This is a genomic window from Velazquezella soli (assembly GCF_977018685.1).
This window is the reverse complement of sequence record NZ_CDRNXF010000004.1, coordinates 1,901,481-1,916,486: the sequence shown is the minus strand read 5'-3', so window position 1 is coordinate 1,916,486 and position 15,006 is coordinate 1,901,481. Positions and strand designations below refer to the sequence as shown.

Genomic DNA, 15,006 nt, shown 5'->3' with positions numbered 1-15,006 from the left:
ACTCTCAGGCTATTCCAGCGGAAGTGCCACGAACCGCAGGTTTCCGGTCTTGTCGGCCACCATGACATGCGCGTTGCGGCGGCCTTCCTTCTTCAGCACGTCGAAGCGCTTGGCGACCTCACCCGGGTTCTCGACGAAGTCCTGGGCGATTTCGACCACCACGTCGCCGGCCTTGAAGCCCTTGGCAGCGGCAACCGAACCAGCCTTCACCTCGGACACCACCACGCCCTCGACGCTTTCCGCGATCCCGAACGTCTTGCGGTGCGCCTCATCCAGCACGCTCAGCGTCATGCCGTAAACCGTGACGGGCTCGCTGCTTTTCTCGCCGGCGTCCGGGGAGCCGCTGTCATTCTTGCCCTGGTCATCCGGGGACTGATCGTCAGGGCTTTGTGCGTCTGGCGACTGTCCATCGGGTGCTGCCGGCTCATCGCCATCTGCGGCATCGGCCGTATCATCGAGTTGCCCGAGCGTGATGCGAACGGTCTGCTCCTTGCCGTCGCGCAGCAACCGCACCTCGACATTCTTGCCCACAGGGCTTTCGGCAACAATCCGCGGCAGATCGCGCATCGAACTGACCGACTGTCCGTCGAAGGCGAGCACGACATCGCCCGACTTGATTTCACCGTTCTTGATCGGACCGTTTTCAACGACGCCGGAAACCAGGGCTCCACGGGCCTTGTCGAGCCCCAGGCTCGCTGCAATATCGTCGGTGACCGGCTGGATGCGGACACCGAGCCAGCCGCGGCGGGTCTCGCCGAACTCGATCAGCTGATGGACGATGTTTTCCGCAAGTTCTGTCGGGACGGCAAAGCCGATCCCGATCGAGCCGCCGGAGGGCGAAATGATCGCCGTGTTGATCCCGATGACCTCGCCGCGCATGTTGAACAGCGGTCCGCCGGAATTGCCCTTGTTGATCGCCGCATCCGTCTGAATGAAGTTGTCGTAGGGCCCTGCATTGATGTTTCTGCCGCGTGCGGACACGATGCCGAGCGTCACCGAGCCGCCAAGACCGAACGGATTGCCGATCGCCATGACCCAGTCGCCGATCCGGATCTTCTTGGAGTCACCGAAGGGAACGGCCTTGAGCGGCGTCTTGGACTCGACCTTCAGCACGGAGAGGTCGGTTTTTGTGTCGGTGCCGACCAGGCGAGCCTTCAGCTTGCGGCCATCCGGGAAGATCACCTCGATATCGTCGGCGCCTTCGATAACGTGGTTGTTCGTCACCACGTAGCCGGAGGAATCAATCACGAAGCCGGAGCCGAGCGAAGACACCTTCTGGTTTCCGCCCTGATTGTCCTTGTCGTCGAAAAAGTCGTCGAAGAATTCCTGGAAGGGTGAACCCTCCTGGATCTGCGGCTGCGGGCCGGCACCCTGGTCCTTGACGCTCTGCGACGTCGAGATGTTGACGACGGCGTCGAGCAGACCTTCCGCCAGATCGGAGATCGGCGCTGGACCGGCGGGCACTGCGGACTGGCTGACCGGAGGTGGCGGATTGAACTTGTTGCCGACTGGCGCTGGTGGCGCGGGCAGCATGCCGCCGGGCTGAGTGGCCGGCTGGCTGTTAGCCTGTGGAGCCGGCGCCTGTCCCGGAGGTGCCGGGGCTTCCCCCTGCGGAGCGGGCGCCTGTCCCTGAGGCGCTGGCGCCTGTGGCCGAGGGGCCGGGGCCTGGACCTGCTGCGGCTGGGCCGGGCTTTGCGCCAGTGCCTGAAGCGGACTGACCATGACGGCAACCACTAGACCGAGGCTCACGGAACCCTTCAAGGACGATAGTTTCGAATGGCCCATTGGCATCCTCGTTTTCTGTCACGGTGTCTGCCGCGGCAGAAAAGCATCCGTGCAACCCACAACGTTACGCATTGATAACTCGCGCCCCGTTCTGAAGAAAGCATAGGGCGGAATAACGGCCGGGAAAATTACCTTTTCGTGAAACCGCGACCATCAGCGAACATGGATGTGGATGACGGGTGAAAAGGGCAGTTGCGAAAAGGGCGGCCATGACAGGCCGCCCTTTTCTTGAGTGCTTAGTTCGTCGGTTGCGCCGGTGCCGGCTGGGCTGGCGTCGGCTGGGCCGGTGCAGGCCGTCCCGCTGCAGGCGGCGTTACCACGCCGTCCGACGAGTTGAAGAACCGGAAGAACTGTGAATCAGGCGAAAGCACCAGGGTCGTATCCTTCCCGGCCATCGAGGCGACATAGGCGCGCATCGACCGGTAGAACTGGAAGAACGACGGATCACGCTGGAACGCTTCACCGAAGATGCGGTTACGCTCGGCATCGCCCTGACCTCGGATGATCTCCGAATCGCGCTGCGCTTCCGAGACGAACTCGACAACCTGGCGGTCGGCGATAGCACGGCGACGCTGGCCTTCTTCGCTACCACGGGCGCGGATGAGTTCCGCTTCCGCCAGACGCTCGGCACGCATGCGCGCAAACGTCTGCTGCGAGACTTCCTGCGTCAGATCCGTACGGCGGATGCGAACATCCTGGATCTTGACGCCAAGCGTTTCGGCGGCAACGTCGAGATCACGCTTGACCTCGGTCATCATCGACGCACGCTCTTCGGACAGCGCCTCGGTAAAGCTGCGCAGACCGTAGACGCGGCGCAGACCGGCGTCGAGACGCGTGCTGATACGCGATTCGGCAGACACGCGATCGCCCGAAACCGCTTCCCGGAAACGCTGCGGGTTTTCGATCCGGTAGATCACGAATGCGTCGACTTCATAGAAGGCACCGCCGCGGACCTGAACGCGGATATTGTCGAGATCCAGGCGAAGTGCGCGGTCCTCGATATACTGAACGCGATCAGCGTCGGCAAAGGCGAAGGGAAGCTTGAAATAGATCCCCGGCTCGTTCTTCACGCTCTGGATTTCACCGAAGCGAAGCACGAGCGCCTGCTGCCGTTCGTTGACGACGAAGACCGACGAGTAGACGAGGAAAAGGAGAACGGCGAGACCGATCAGGAAAGCGGGCAATTTGTTCGAGATCATCAGTTGCCCCCCTGTGCGGCTGCCGGCCGGTTGATTTCATTGAGCGGCAGATAAGGGACGACGTTCTGACCCTGCTCGATGATGACCTTGTTGGAGTTCTTCAGAACGTTCTCCATGGTCTCGATGAAGATGCGTTCGCGCGTCACGTCCGGTGCGTTCACATATTGGTCGTAGATCGACACGAAGCGCTGCGCTTCACCCTGAGCTTCGTTGACCGTCTGGTCACGATAGGCGGACGCTTCTTCGCGGACCTGCGCGGCCTGACCGCGGGCGCCACCAAGCTTCTGGTTGGCGTAGCGATTGGCTTCCTCGACGATACGGTCTTCGTCCTGCTCGGCGCGCTGAACCTCTTCGAACGCGTCTGCCACTTCACGCGGCGGCGCTGCATCTTCGATCGGCACGGCGTTGATGGCAATGCCTGCGCCGTAACGGTCCATCGTGCCCTGAATGATGTCGCGCACCTGCGTCGACATGCCTTCACGAGCGTCGCGGAAAATATCCTGAGCCGGACGGCGTCCGACGACTTCGCGCATGGCGCTGTCTGCAACCTGCTGCAGCGTCTGGGCCGGGGCTTCGACGTTGAAGAGATAGGCGCGTGGATCGGTGACGGTGAAGAGGACCGAAAACTGGACGTTGACGATATTCTGGTCGCCGGTCAGCATCCATCCGGCATTCGAATTGGTGGCACTGCTGCGCGCACCGATATTCTGCTGCTGCTCGGTGACCTTGACGATCTCCACCGTTTCGAACGGCCAGAGATGGAAGTGAAGGCCCGGCATGGACAGTTCTTCCTTGGGCTTTCCAAACCGAAGTTCGACGCCCCGCTCGTCCGGCTGAACCGTATAGATCGATTCGAATGCCAGGAATGCGAGAACGGCCAGAAAGACGACCGCGACTGCTCCGCCGTTGAAACCACCAGGCATAAAACCCTTCAGCCGGTCTTGGCTGCGCCGCAGGATGTCTTCGAGGTCAGGCGGTCCGCCATTTCCCCCTCCGCCACCACCGCCGCCGCGCGGACGGTTCGGGCCTTGTCCCCAAGGTCCTTGATTGTTACCGCCGCCGCCGCCGCCCCATGGGCCGCCGCCGCCATTCTGATTGCTCCAGGGCATCAAAACCTCTTTGTTAGTGCTACTCCCTAACCGGTCGCCTGTCCGAGCCGCCTGAAATGCAGCAGCTCGCGGTCCGTGCCCCCGGTCATGCCGTTATAAGTATCGGAAGAGCCGCTTTCAACGCAGCTTCAATAACTTCCCGGTGTTCGGTAACGAATTATGTCACTTTGGCATCGATCGGCGGCTGTAGACAGCAAAACGGGTGGCAAAGCTGTCGCGCTCGCCGGCCGGGACGAAGATCTCCTCGATCTTTTCGTACACGGTTGGATCGATTGCTGGAAACATCGTATCACCGTCTGCAATATCCGCTTCCACATGGGTCACGTAAAGTCGGTCTGCCAGATCGATTGCTTTCGCGTAGATTTCGCCGCCTCCGAGAATGCCGACCTCTCCGGCACCGGTCGCTGCAGCGATCTCCCTCGCCCTAGATATCGCCTGCTCGAGGGACGCCGCCGTCTCCACACCCTCGACCGAGAGATCGCGATTGCGGGTGACCACGACATGCGGGCGGCCGGGCAGCGGCTTGCCGCCGAAGCTGTCGAGCGTCTTTCGCCCTACCACCATCGGCTTGCCGAGCGTCATCGCCTTGAAACGTTTGAGGTCGGTCGACAATCGCCACGGCATGTCGCCATCTCTGCCGATGACATTGTTGCGCGACACCGCGACGAAGATTGCGACCGGAACCGCCATCAGACTGCAATCGGTGCTTTGATGCTGGGATCAGCGACGTAATTCTCCAGCGCAAAATCCTCAAAGCGGAAGGAGAAGATGTCCTTCACATCAAGATTGATGCGCAGTGTCGGCAGCGGCTTCGGCTCGCGCGTCATCTGCAGCCGCGCCTGTTCGAAATGATCCGAATAGATATGCGCGTCGCCAAGCGTATGCACGAAATCGCCAAGCTTCAGCCCGGTCACCTGCGCCACCATCATGGTCAGGAGCGCGTAAGAGGCGATGTTGAACGGAACCCCCAAAAATATGTCCGCCGACCGCTGGTAGAGCTGACACGACAGCCGCCCCTCCGACACGTAGAACTGGAACAGGCAATGGCAGGGCGGCAGCGCCATGTCGTCAACCTGTGCAGGATTCCAGGCTGTGACGATGTGCCGGCGCGAGTTCGGGTTGACCTTCAGGTTCTCGATCAGGTTGGCGATCTGATCCACATGACCGCCATCAGGCGTCGGCCATGAGCGCCACTGATATCCGTAAACCGGACCGAGATCGCCTTTTTCGTCCGCCCATTCATCCCAGATGGAGACACCATTCTCCTTGAGATAGGCAATGTTCGTGTCGCCCTTCAGAAACCACAAGAGCTCATGGATGATCGAGCGCAGATGCAGCTTCTTGGTGGTGAGGACCGGAAAACCCTCGTTCAGATCGAATCGCATCTGATAGCCGAAGACCGAGCGGGTACCGGTCCCGGTGCGGTCGCCGCGGTCGGCGCCAGTCTCCATCACGTGCCGGAGAAGGTCGAGATACTGCTTCATAGGTCTTCCGCCGATTGGTCGAGATCGTCCTACATAATAGCACGAAGCCTACTCACCAATCACCTCCCCGTCACCGGCGCGGCTTTTCCAAGCTTTTCACGTTGATGATAGGAATATGACGAGACCTCTTTTCATCCGGTTCGCAAACCCCTATATCACTCGTGCCGGACTTCGGTTCGGATATGGCGATAAACGGTCGATGAAATAAGCCTATTGGACCCGGGGGCGGTACCCGGCGCCTCCACCACAAACCGGTCGGTCAATCTGGACCGGCTTGTGATGGGGGCGAAATAGGATCGACAAGGGTGTAAAGATCGAACTTTTGCTCGGCATGATACCGCCGTTATCGGGTCACAAGTGTAGTTGCAAATGACAACAACGCTAAGGGTTACGCTCTCGCTGCCTAATGGCGGTGCGGGAAACCCGAACTAAGTCCTTACGGTTAGCCCCGTAAGGCGGGGTCCGGAGGCACCTGGCAACAGAAGCCTTCACCTTCGCTCCCCGGTGGAATATCATGACATGACTCGACGCCGAAGCGGACTTCCCCGCGGGCGCGTCTCGTGACATAAGCGGCGTTTGAAGAGCAATAGAAAGACAGGATCGCATGGGGCAGGATCACATCCGCTACGATATTCTGGCACAGGACGCACTCCGCGGCGTTATCCGCAAGGTTTTGTCCGAGGTCGCGGCAACCGGCAGACTGCCGGGTGACCACCACTTCTTCATCACATTCCTGACCGGCGCACCCGGGGTACGAATCTCTCCGGCGCTGAAGTCGAAATATCCGGAACAGATGACGATCGTCGTCCAGCACCAGTTCTGGGACCTCAAGATCACCGATACGCTTTTTGAAATCGGCCTGTCGTTTAACGATACGCCGGAACGCCTGGTCATCCCGTTCAACACGATCCGCGGCTTCTACGACCCGTCCGTGAATTTCGAACTCGAGTTCGAAGTGCCGATGGTCGAGGAAGGCGAAGTTTCCGCCGAGATCACCGCGATCCCGGTCGATACCACGCCAAAGGTTGTGGATGCGGATGCCGCCACCGGCGAGGACAAGAAGGAAGGCTCCGTCGTCTCCCTCGATTCGTTCCGCAAGAAGCAGTAGGCAGACACGATGTGCGCCGAGATCGTCAACCTTCGGCAGTTTCGCAAAGGCAAGGCGCGTTCGCAAAAGGACGCGGCTGCCGAACAGAACCGCATCAGCTTTGGCCGCACCAAGAGTGAAAAGCAGCTGACGACGGCCCTCAACGAAAAAGCGGGGAAAACCCTCGATCAGGGTAAGCTCGAAAAGCCTTCTCCGGAAACGGACGAACGGCGTTAAGGCTTCGTTAGGCTGACTCATGGCAACGGCTTGACCGTGCGCATGCGACATCCTCAATTGCGCTCCATCAATCACCATGAGGGTGACGGGGCCTACACTTGATCCGAAAACATTCTGCGACCCTGCACGGTCATCGAACGAGTTTTTCGCTGGAAGATGAATTCTGGCATGAACTGAAATCCATTGCTGCCAAACGCGGCATCAGTCTGGCCGCCTTGATCGCCGAGGTCGACGACGGTCGTTCGGAAGACAACAATCTTTCCTCTGCACTCCGCCTGCATGTGCTGCGCTGGTTCAAAACCTCGCTGGCAGACTGTCTTGCCGGGCTGCCAGCCAGGCGCTGACGGTCAGCGTCCTCCCGCCCCCCACATTTGCTCTGATCAGCGTGCCGCCGCACTCACGGCTGCACGCCCGGCAAACTGGGGTTTGAGGAGCGACCCGTACCCGAAGGCTGCTCCTGGAAAAGGTCGCCGGCGGGTGGCATCGTGAACGGCGCCGATGGCTGCTGGTTCTGCCTTTGGATTTCCCGTTGCCGCTCCTGCTGGAGCCGGGCTGCTTCAGCGCGCCTTGCTGCCTCCTGCCGTTCGGCTTCCTGGCTTCTGCGTTCTGCCTCCGCCGCCTCCTGGCGTGCCCGCTCCTCGGCCTCTGCCTTCACGCGTGCCGCCTCCCGTTCCACGCCACGGAACGTGTAGAGCGCGACTTCGCGGCGCAGCCGCTGTTTCTCGAGCACGCTTGCCTGCAGCGTCTCGACGCGGCGGCGTTCCTGTTCGAAGGCCCGCAGTGACAGGAAGTTTGCCATTGCGGCCATATCGATGCGCTGTTCCGGCTGCTCGAGCGATCCGGAATAACCGAGCGTGACAGTCGGTTCTCCGCCCGCCACAGCCTCTTCACCCGCATCGTAACGGACCGACAGCCCGGCATCGATGCGGCCATCGACAAAGTCGAGCACGCCCTCAGCCGAGACCTGTGCGGGGCCGGCCGTTGCCGTAAAATTCTGAACCCGTGCCGCGCCGCCGGTAATCGTCATCGGAATGGTGACGGACCCGAGCCGGGTCGTCCCTTTCAGGACCTCAGTTGTCACGATCGGGCGAACCACTGCCTCGTTGACCTCGCCCTGCAGCTTGTCGGCACCGGCAAGTATCGGCGCGAGCGCATCCGGATTGATCCCGGCAATCTCGAAATCCTTGAGGCGCATCTCGCCGGAGCCGCTGACGCCATGCATGAGTTCGTCCATGCTCTTGCCAGTCGCCTCGATGCTGACAGTGCTGTCCAGCTTGCCCGTCGCGACCGGTGTGCCGCCCTTTTGCCAGACGAGCGGTGCGAGATCGGCGTTTTCGACCTGCAGCTTTGCCTGGACGATGCCGGTCGCATCGCCGTTCGACATCATCAGCCGTCCGGACAGATTTCCGCCCTGCCAGGTACCGGAGGCGTTGTCGATCGTCAGCCCACCGGCTTTGCCGTTCACCCTGCCCGAAAAACCGGTAATTGTTCCAAGCGCATCCGCCCGGAGCGTTTTTGCCGACAGATTGATGCCGACATCCGTCGATCCAATCAGCGGCGTGGCGAACGGCGTCTTTGATGGGGCGCCTGTCACGCCATTCTCCATCGGCCCGAATACCGCCTCGCCCATCCAGGCAAGATCGATCGTGTCGACAGACATGTCGCCGGTAACAGGCAGGCCGGGAGCGCGGCGATCGGCGGATAGCGATCCACCGACAGTGTTTCCGGCAAGATCGCCACTGAGGCCAGAGACTTTCACGGCATCTGCCGAAAGCTCGACATCGGCTGCGAGATTGACAGGCAGTCCGCTGCCGAACTGCGGCAGGCTGACACCGGTGACCAGCAGATAGGGCTCGATATCGGCGCTCTTGAGCGACACCCGCGCCCGCCCTTCGCCAAATCCGGCATTCTGGATATTCACGTCGCCGGCCATCAGCAGCGACGTCTTGGGCGTCGTGAAGCTCAGTTCGGTGGTGGCCGCGTGCTGTTCCTTTTGCTGCAATGTCAGCGCCAACCGTCCCGCGCCGTCACCATCGAAAGGCAAGGGATCGAGACCGGCTTGACCCAGCAGGACCGTCGCCTTCGGGTTGGCAAGCGATGCAGACAGCGTCATCGCGTTGCCTGCCGTGAGATCGAAGATGCCGGGCAGCTTCAGATCCGCATCGACCGTGCTGCCATTCGCCTTGCCGCGCAGCTTGATATTGGCACCGCCAAGACCGCTGCCGCCGAGCGAAATATCGGCGATCAGGTCCGAATCCGCATACCAGCTGCCGTTGCGGGCCAACCGGTCGAGCAACGGATGATGCGGCAGCCGATCCCGCAGCATGGTGATGAAAGACGTGGGGTCCGGTGAACGGAAGCTGACCGACCCGGTCCCGGCGTAGGAAACCAGCGAGCCCTCGACCCTGCCTTTGGCGGACAGGGTGGCGCCCTCGATATCTCCGACAGTCAGCCGCTCCAGCGACAACACGCCCTCGGCCACGCTGAACGCGGTATCGACCTTGGTTGCGACGACGCCTAGAGCCGTCAGCCGGTCGGCCTTGAGGCTTGCTGCGACCCGGTGGTCGAGCACATCCTGACCGGCATCGTCGTCGGTGACCAGCGAAGCGAGCGCGCGCATCGCGTCGATATCGATCTCGTTGCCGGCAAGCGCCATGGAAAGGCTTGGTGGCTGGCCGTTCGGCGACTGGCGCTCCAGCCTTCCTTTTAGCGTTGCAGGCCCTATCCCAAGTTCCAGAGCTTCGAACCGCTGAAGTTCCGGCGTGAGGTTCACCTTGGCCGAGAAGCCGGCGTTTTTCAGCTGCCTTATCGCAGGATCAACGCTGCCGGACAGCCAGTCGGCAAGCCCGGAGGGCTGTGTCGATGCAACCAGCATGTCGCCGACAAACGCGGTTCGGTTTGCAAGGTTGAGATTTCCCTTGGCCTCCAGCTGGGTGCGGCCCGGCAGGGTGGCAGTCACGTTGTCGACGGCCCAGCCGCGCCCGGCCGGTCTAACGTCGAGATGGATGTCGCGGATCGTTGTGTCGTTGAAGACGATTGCCGGCAGCTTGAGGTTGACCCTTCCTGGCACCTGCGGGATCGGGATCGATGCCACCATCTGCACGAAGGCATTCAGGCGGCGCTGCGCGGACGCGGCCGGATTGCGACCGGTCTTAGCCTGGGGACCGTCGCTCAGCCGGTTGACGTCGATCTGCTGGCCATCGGCCGTCAGCAGGAATTCCGGCTTCGGCCCGGTATCAAGCGTTGCCTCGCCGGTGACGATGTAAGGGTTTTCCTTCGGACCGACTTCGACCCGGTATTGCGGAATGCGGGCGCGCTCGCCGGTCAGCTCGAAATCGCCCGAGACACGCGGACCGGGCGGCGGCGCCTTGACCGGCTCGGACTCGTCTTCTTCCTGCAGGAAGGCAAGGTTGAACTTGCCGTTGTAGCTGGGCTTGTTGTCCACTGCGGCAAGTTCGCCATCGAAATCGACCACGACCGGATGGGCATCCGGCCAGACGCGAAGCCGCAATGGAATCTGCCGTCCCTCGGCGGCGGCTTCACCGCTTGTCAGGCTGAAGCGGGCCTCCTGGCCATCCAGCACCGCATTGCCCTCGCCCCGCCATGGCCCGGCAAGTGTCCCCGCCGACAGGTCGGTGGACAGTCCGGTCATGTGGCGGACCTGGCCGTTGCGATCGTCGATGATCTCGATTTCGCCACCCATGATATGGACGTCTTCGAGAATGACGCTGCGGGCCGCAATCGTCGGGCGACTGCCGCGCAGCCATTCGAACGTGCCGTCCTTCAGGATGCGGAAACGCACCTTCGGCTTGTCGATGCGCATATCGAAAATGCGTGCCTCGCCGGAGAGAAACGGCGCGAGTTCCATATCCATCGAGAATTGCGCCACCTGCACGAGCGGCTGGCCATCGACGTCCTGGCCGACGCGCACGTCATGCAGTGTAACCGACGGAAATGGGAGGATCCGCGCATCGACGGAGCCGTGGACGGCGACCTTCTTGCCGAGCAGACGGCTGGCCTGATCCTCGAAAGCGACGCGGAAGCTCGACCAGTCGACAAAGAACGGCACCAGCAGCGCCGCAAACAGCGCCGCCACGACCAATCCGCCCAAAGCCAACATGATGCGTCCGAGCACCGGCCTATCTCCCTGTTTCTACGGCAAGAGTAGTTCCACGCGCCGGACTGGCAAGTCAATCATTGGGGAGTGTTATTCCGCGATGCGGAAGATCTTTCCCGGATTGAAGAGGTTTTGCGGATCAAAGCCTTTCTTGATCGACCGCATCAGCTCGACGGCACCGCCCAGTTCCTCGTCGAGATAGGACATCTTGCCCTGCCCGACGCCGTGTTCGCCGGTGCAGGTTCCATCCATCGCGAGAGCACGACGGCTCAGGCGTCCCGTAAACGCCTCGACATTGGCAACGGAAGCCGGATCCTTGTCGTCGAAAAGCACGAGGACATGGAAATTGCCATCGCCCGCATGGCCGACGATCGGTGCCAGAAGCCCCGCATCGCGAATATCGGCCTGGGTCTCGGCCACGCATTCCGCCAGCCGCGAAATCGGCACGCAGACATCGGTGGAGAGCCCATTCAGCGACGGATCGAGCGCGCGGCCGGCCCAGTAGGCATTGTGGCGGGCGTTCCACAGCTTGGTGCGCTCTTCGGCATTGGCAGTCCAATGGAACTCGTCACCACCACAGTCGGACGCGATCTCGGCGAACTGTTCCGACTGGATGCGAACCGTCTCCTCGGTACCATGGAATTCGAGAAACAATGTCGGCTTTTCCGGGTAGGATAGGCCCGAATAGGCATTGCAGGCGCGGATCTGCACGTCGTCGAGAAGCTCGATACGCGCAACCGGAATGCCCATCTGAATGGTCATGATGACGGCATCGCAGGCTGCCTCGACGCTCGGGAAGGCGCAGACGCCGCCGCCGATCTTTTCCGGAATGCCCTGAAGCTTCAGCGTCACCGACGTGATCACGCCGAGCGTACCCTCTGAGCCCACGAAAAGCCGGGTCAGATCGTAGCCGGCCGAGGATTTGCGGGCGCGACGCGCGGTGCGGATCTCTTCGCCATCGGCGGTCACGACGGTCAGTGCCAGGACATTGTCCTTCATCGTGCCGTAACGCACCGCGTTGGTACCGGACGCACGGGTCGACGCCATGCCGCCGATCGTTGCGTTGGCACCGGGATCGATCGGAAAGAACAGGCCGGTATCGCGCAGTTCGCGGTTCAGCTCCTCACGCGTCATCCCCGGCTCGACGGTGACGTCGAGATCTTCAGGGCTGATGCGAAGGACCTTGTTCATGCGGCTGAAATCGATCGAAATGCCGCCGGACGGCGCATTGATCTGTCCTTCAAGCGAGGAACCGACGCCAAACGGGATCATCGGAACCCGATGCTCGCCGCACACCTTCACCACGGTCTTCACGTCGTCGCTCGTCTCGACGAACACGACGCCATCGGGAAGCTGGCCCGGAAGATAGGTGGTCGTGTGGGCATGCTGTTCGCGGAACGACTGGCCGGTCTGGAACCGCTCGCCGAAAGCCTGTTTCAAGATACCGAGGACCGCGGCAATGCCCTCCTCGTTCCGTTGGCCTGCCTTCACGTCGCGAATTGCCATGCTACGTCTCCTCAAGATGCTAGGGCTTGGTTAGGAGACACGGCAAGGTTTGTCCAGAACGAACAATCCCGCATCGGTACGGTAGCTTATCGCGCGAAGCGGCGAGCCCCGGCGACACAGAGGATGACGGCAAATGTCACGACGATCATCATCGGGCTGATGCTTTCACCGAGCAGCAGGGCGGCAAGCACGAGGCCGAAGAATGGCTGCGTCAGCTGCAACTGGCCGACTGCCGCAATGCCACCCTGCGCCAGCCCGCGATACCAGAAGATGAAGCCGATCAGCATGCTGAAAAGCGAGACATAGCCGAGGCCAAGCCATGCCGGCATGCGGATTGCGGAGAAATCCGGCGGCAGTTGCGTAACCGTGATGACGATCATGACAGGCAGCGACAGAACAAGCGCCCAGCAGATCACCTGCCATCCCCCGAGCGTCCGCGACAGGCGGCCACCTTCCGCATAACCGAGGCCGCAGACGAGAACCGCGGCAAGCATCATGCCGTCGCCATAGGGTGACGCCATCACACCTTGCGACAGCGCAAAACCGGCAACGCACGAGCTTCCGGCAATCGCGAAGATCCAGAATGCCCGCCTCGGTCTCTCGCCACCGCGAAGAACCGCAAAGCATGCCGTCGCCAAAGGAAGCAGACCGATGAAGACGATCGAATGGGCCGATGTCACGTGCTGGAGTGCCAGCGCAGTGAGAAGCGGAAAGCCCACCACGACGCCGAGAGCGATGACGACAAGAGACACGAGGTCGCGGCGCGACGGCCATTTTTCCCGAAAGACAAGGAGAATGCAGAGTGCGAGGATGCCGGCAATCGCGGCGCGGGCAACGGTTAGAAAAACCGGATCAAACTGCATGACGGCAATACGGGTCGCGGGCAGCGATCCGCTGAAGATGATCACACCGATCATGCCGTTGATCCAACCTGAAAGCGAACGATCCATACCCTTGCATACCCCTCACCGAAATCCTTTGACGCTTATGCGCGCAAGCCTCTGGCAGCGACAGCTACACTCAGGTACGATTTGACAAAACTGTAATGGTGCATGAGGCAGTACGGATGGACTTTGGAACGCAAGGTGGGCAGAAGGTCGCAATGGTCGTTGCGACCATCCGGCAACGGATTTCCGGGCGGAGCCTCGTGCCCGGGGCAAAGCTTCCCTCCGTGCGAAGCCTCGCGGCAACTTTGAAAGTGTCCACCTCCACGATCGTCGATGCGTATGACCGGCTGGCGGCGGAGGGCGTGATCACCTCCCGCCCCGGCTCGGGCTTTTACGTTGCCAACCAGACGGCACCGTTGTCGCTCGCGCAGATCGGCCCGAAGCTCGACCGCGCCGTTGATCCCTTGTGGGTGTCACGGCAATCGCTCGATGTCCGGCGCGATGGCCTCACGCCTGGTTGTGGCTGGCTACCGCCATCCTGGTTACCGGACGAGACCCTGCGGCGATCGCTTCGCACGCTTTCCCGCGGCGATACGGCAGCACTTACGGACTACGGTTCTCCGCTCGGCCTGACACCGCTTCGAAGCCTGATTGCGCGCAGAATGGGAGAGCGCGGCATCGAGGCTTCGCCCGACCAGATCGTGCTGACCGATTCCGGCACCCAGGCGATCGACCTTCTCTGCCGGTTCCTGATCGAGCCCGGAGACACCGTGCTTGTGGACGACCCGTGCTACTTCAATTTCCAGGCGATCCTGCGCGCCCATCGCGCCCGGATCGTCGGCGTGCCCTATACGCCAAGCGGGCCCGATCTCGACGCTTTCGCAAACGTCCTCGCCGAACACCGCCCTCGCCTCTACATCACCAATTCGGCGGTCCACAATCCGACCGGGGCGACGCTTAGTCCCGTCACCGCGCATCGCGTCCTGAAACTAGCCGAACAGTTCGGCCTGACGATCGTCGAGGACGATATCTTTGCGGATTTCGAGCACACCCCGGCACCGAGGCTGGCCGCCTTCGACGGTCTGGACCGGGTCATTCATATCGGCAGCTTTTCAAAAACGCTGTCCGCTTCGGTCCGCTGCGGCTTCATCGCCACCAAGCGGGACTGGATCGAAGGTCTGACGGACCTCAAGATCGCGACCTCGTTCGGCGGACCGTCGCTTGCGTCCGAACTGGTCTACCAGGCGCTGAGCGATGCCAGCTACCGAAAGCATCTGGACACGATAAGGGGGCGGCTCGCCGGCGCAAGGGTCGAGGTATCGGGACGGCTGAAGGCGATCGGGATCGTGCCGTGGATCGAGCCGCAGGCAGGCATGTTTCTGTGGTGCCGGCTGCCCGATGGTCTCGATTCCGCCGACGTCGCGCGGGCGGCATTGAAGCACAACATCGTCCTCGCCCCGGGCAATGTCTTCAGCCCGTCGCAATCAGCGACGTGCTCCATGCGCTTCAACGTGTCGCAATCGCTCGATGGCCGGATCTACGACGTCCTGAAGCAGATTTTCGCCGACATGCGAAACCCCGAAACCGTTGCCTGA

General features: G+C 61.6%; 12 protein-coding genes and 1 other RNA gene. 5 read left to right on the top strand and 8 right to left on the bottom strand.

Annotated features, from left to right (window positions below):
• Positions 1-9: 9 nt before the first annotated feature.
• The 5 genes from AC0JZ8_RS12770 to AC0JZ8_RS12750 form a co-directional block, all read right to left on the bottom strand.
• Positions 10-1,785, bottom strand: coding sequence for a Do family serine endopeptidase (locus tag AC0JZ8_RS12770; protein ID WP_471892653.1), 1,776 nt, complete (start codon positions 1,783-1,785; stop codon positions 10-12).
• Positions 1,786-2,021: 236 nt separating this feature from the next.
• A complete protein-coding gene (gene hflC / locus AC0JZ8_RS12765; protein WP_062581041.1) occupies positions 2,022-2,984 on the bottom strand; it encodes a protease modulator HflC in 963 nt (320 codons plus the stop codon).
• On the bottom strand, positions 2,984-4,093 hold the full coding sequence (gene hflK, locus AC0JZ8_RS12760) for an FtsH protease activity modulator HflK (RefSeq protein ID WP_062456280.1): 1,110 nt from the start codon (positions 4,091-4,093) through the stop codon (positions 2,984-2,986). The genes hflC and hflK overlap by 1 nt, the downstream gene beginning before the upstream one ends.
• Before the next feature lie 162 nt (positions 4,094-4,255).
• Complete coding sequence (locus AC0JZ8_RS12755) at positions 4,256-4,783, bottom strand: dihydrofolate reductase (protein WP_430251440.1); 528 nt, start codon at positions 4,781-4,783, stop codon at positions 4,256-4,258.
• On the bottom strand, positions 4,783-5,577 hold the full coding sequence (locus AC0JZ8_RS12750; protein WP_471892652.1) for a thymidylate synthase: 795 nt from the start codon (positions 5,575-5,577) through the stop codon (positions 4,783-4,785). Before AC0JZ8_RS12750 ends, AC0JZ8_RS12755 begins: the two co-directional genes overlap by 1 nt.
• Before the next feature lie 124 nt (positions 5,578-5,701).
• Here AC0JZ8_RS12750 and ssrA point away from each other — a divergent pair.
• The 4 genes from ssrA (at position 5,702) to AC0JZ8_RS12730 (ending at position 7,245) form a co-directional block, all read left to right on the top strand.
• Positions 5,702-6,070, top strand: a transfer-messenger RNA (tmRNA) gene (gene ssrA, locus AC0JZ8_RS12745).
• Positions 6,071-6,181: 111 nt separating this feature from the next.
• Positions 6,182-6,685, top strand: coding sequence for an SspB family protein (locus AC0JZ8_RS12740; RefSeq protein WP_062456270.1), 504 nt, complete (start codon positions 6,182-6,184; stop codon positions 6,683-6,685).
• A 9-nt stretch (positions 6,686-6,694) separates the two neighbouring features.
• The gene (locus AC0JZ8_RS12735) at positions 6,695-6,901 is read left to right on the top strand and encodes a DUF4169 family protein (RefSeq protein WP_113167506.1); all 207 of its coding nucleotides are present in this window, start codon (positions 6,695-6,697) and stop codon (positions 6,899-6,901) included.
• Between the two features lie 98 nt (positions 6,902-6,999).
• A complete protein-coding gene (locus tag AC0JZ8_RS12730) occupies positions 7,000-7,245 on the top strand; it encodes a ribbon-helix-helix domain-containing protein (protein WP_062456265.1) in 246 nt (81 codons plus the stop codon).
• A 53-nt stretch (positions 7,246-7,298) separates the two neighbouring features.
• Here the strand turns inward: AC0JZ8_RS12730 and AC0JZ8_RS12725 are convergent, their stop codons facing one another.
• The 3 genes from AC0JZ8_RS12725 to AC0JZ8_RS12715 all read right to left on the bottom strand — a co-directional run bounded on the left by AC0JZ8_RS12725 (position 7,299) and on the right by AC0JZ8_RS12715 (position 13,474).
• Entirely contained in the window at positions 7,299-11,021 is a 3,723-nt protein-coding gene (locus AC0JZ8_RS12725) for an AsmA family protein (protein ID WP_471892651.1), read from the bottom strand.
• A gap of 87 nt (positions 11,022-11,108) precedes the next feature.
• Complete coding sequence (locus AC0JZ8_RS12720) at positions 11,109-12,524, bottom strand: FAD-binding oxidoreductase (protein WP_471892650.1); 1,416 nt, start codon at positions 12,522-12,524, stop codon at positions 11,109-11,111.
• Between the two features lie 86 nt (positions 12,525-12,610).
• The gene (locus AC0JZ8_RS12715) at positions 12,611-13,474 is read right to left on the bottom strand and encodes a DMT family transporter (RefSeq protein WP_471892649.1); all 864 of its coding nucleotides are present in this window, start codon (positions 13,472-13,474) and stop codon (positions 12,611-12,613) included.
• 95 nt (positions 13,475-13,569) lie between these two features.
• On the opposite strand from AC0JZ8_RS12715, the gene AC0JZ8_RS12710 reads away from it, so the two are divergent.
• Positions 13,570-15,006 carry an aminotransferase-like domain-containing protein gene (locus tag AC0JZ8_RS12710; protein ID WP_471892648.1) on the top strand — a complete coding sequence of 479 codons (1,437 nt, stop codon included), beginning with the start codon at positions 13,570-13,572 and terminating at the stop codon, positions 15,004-15,006.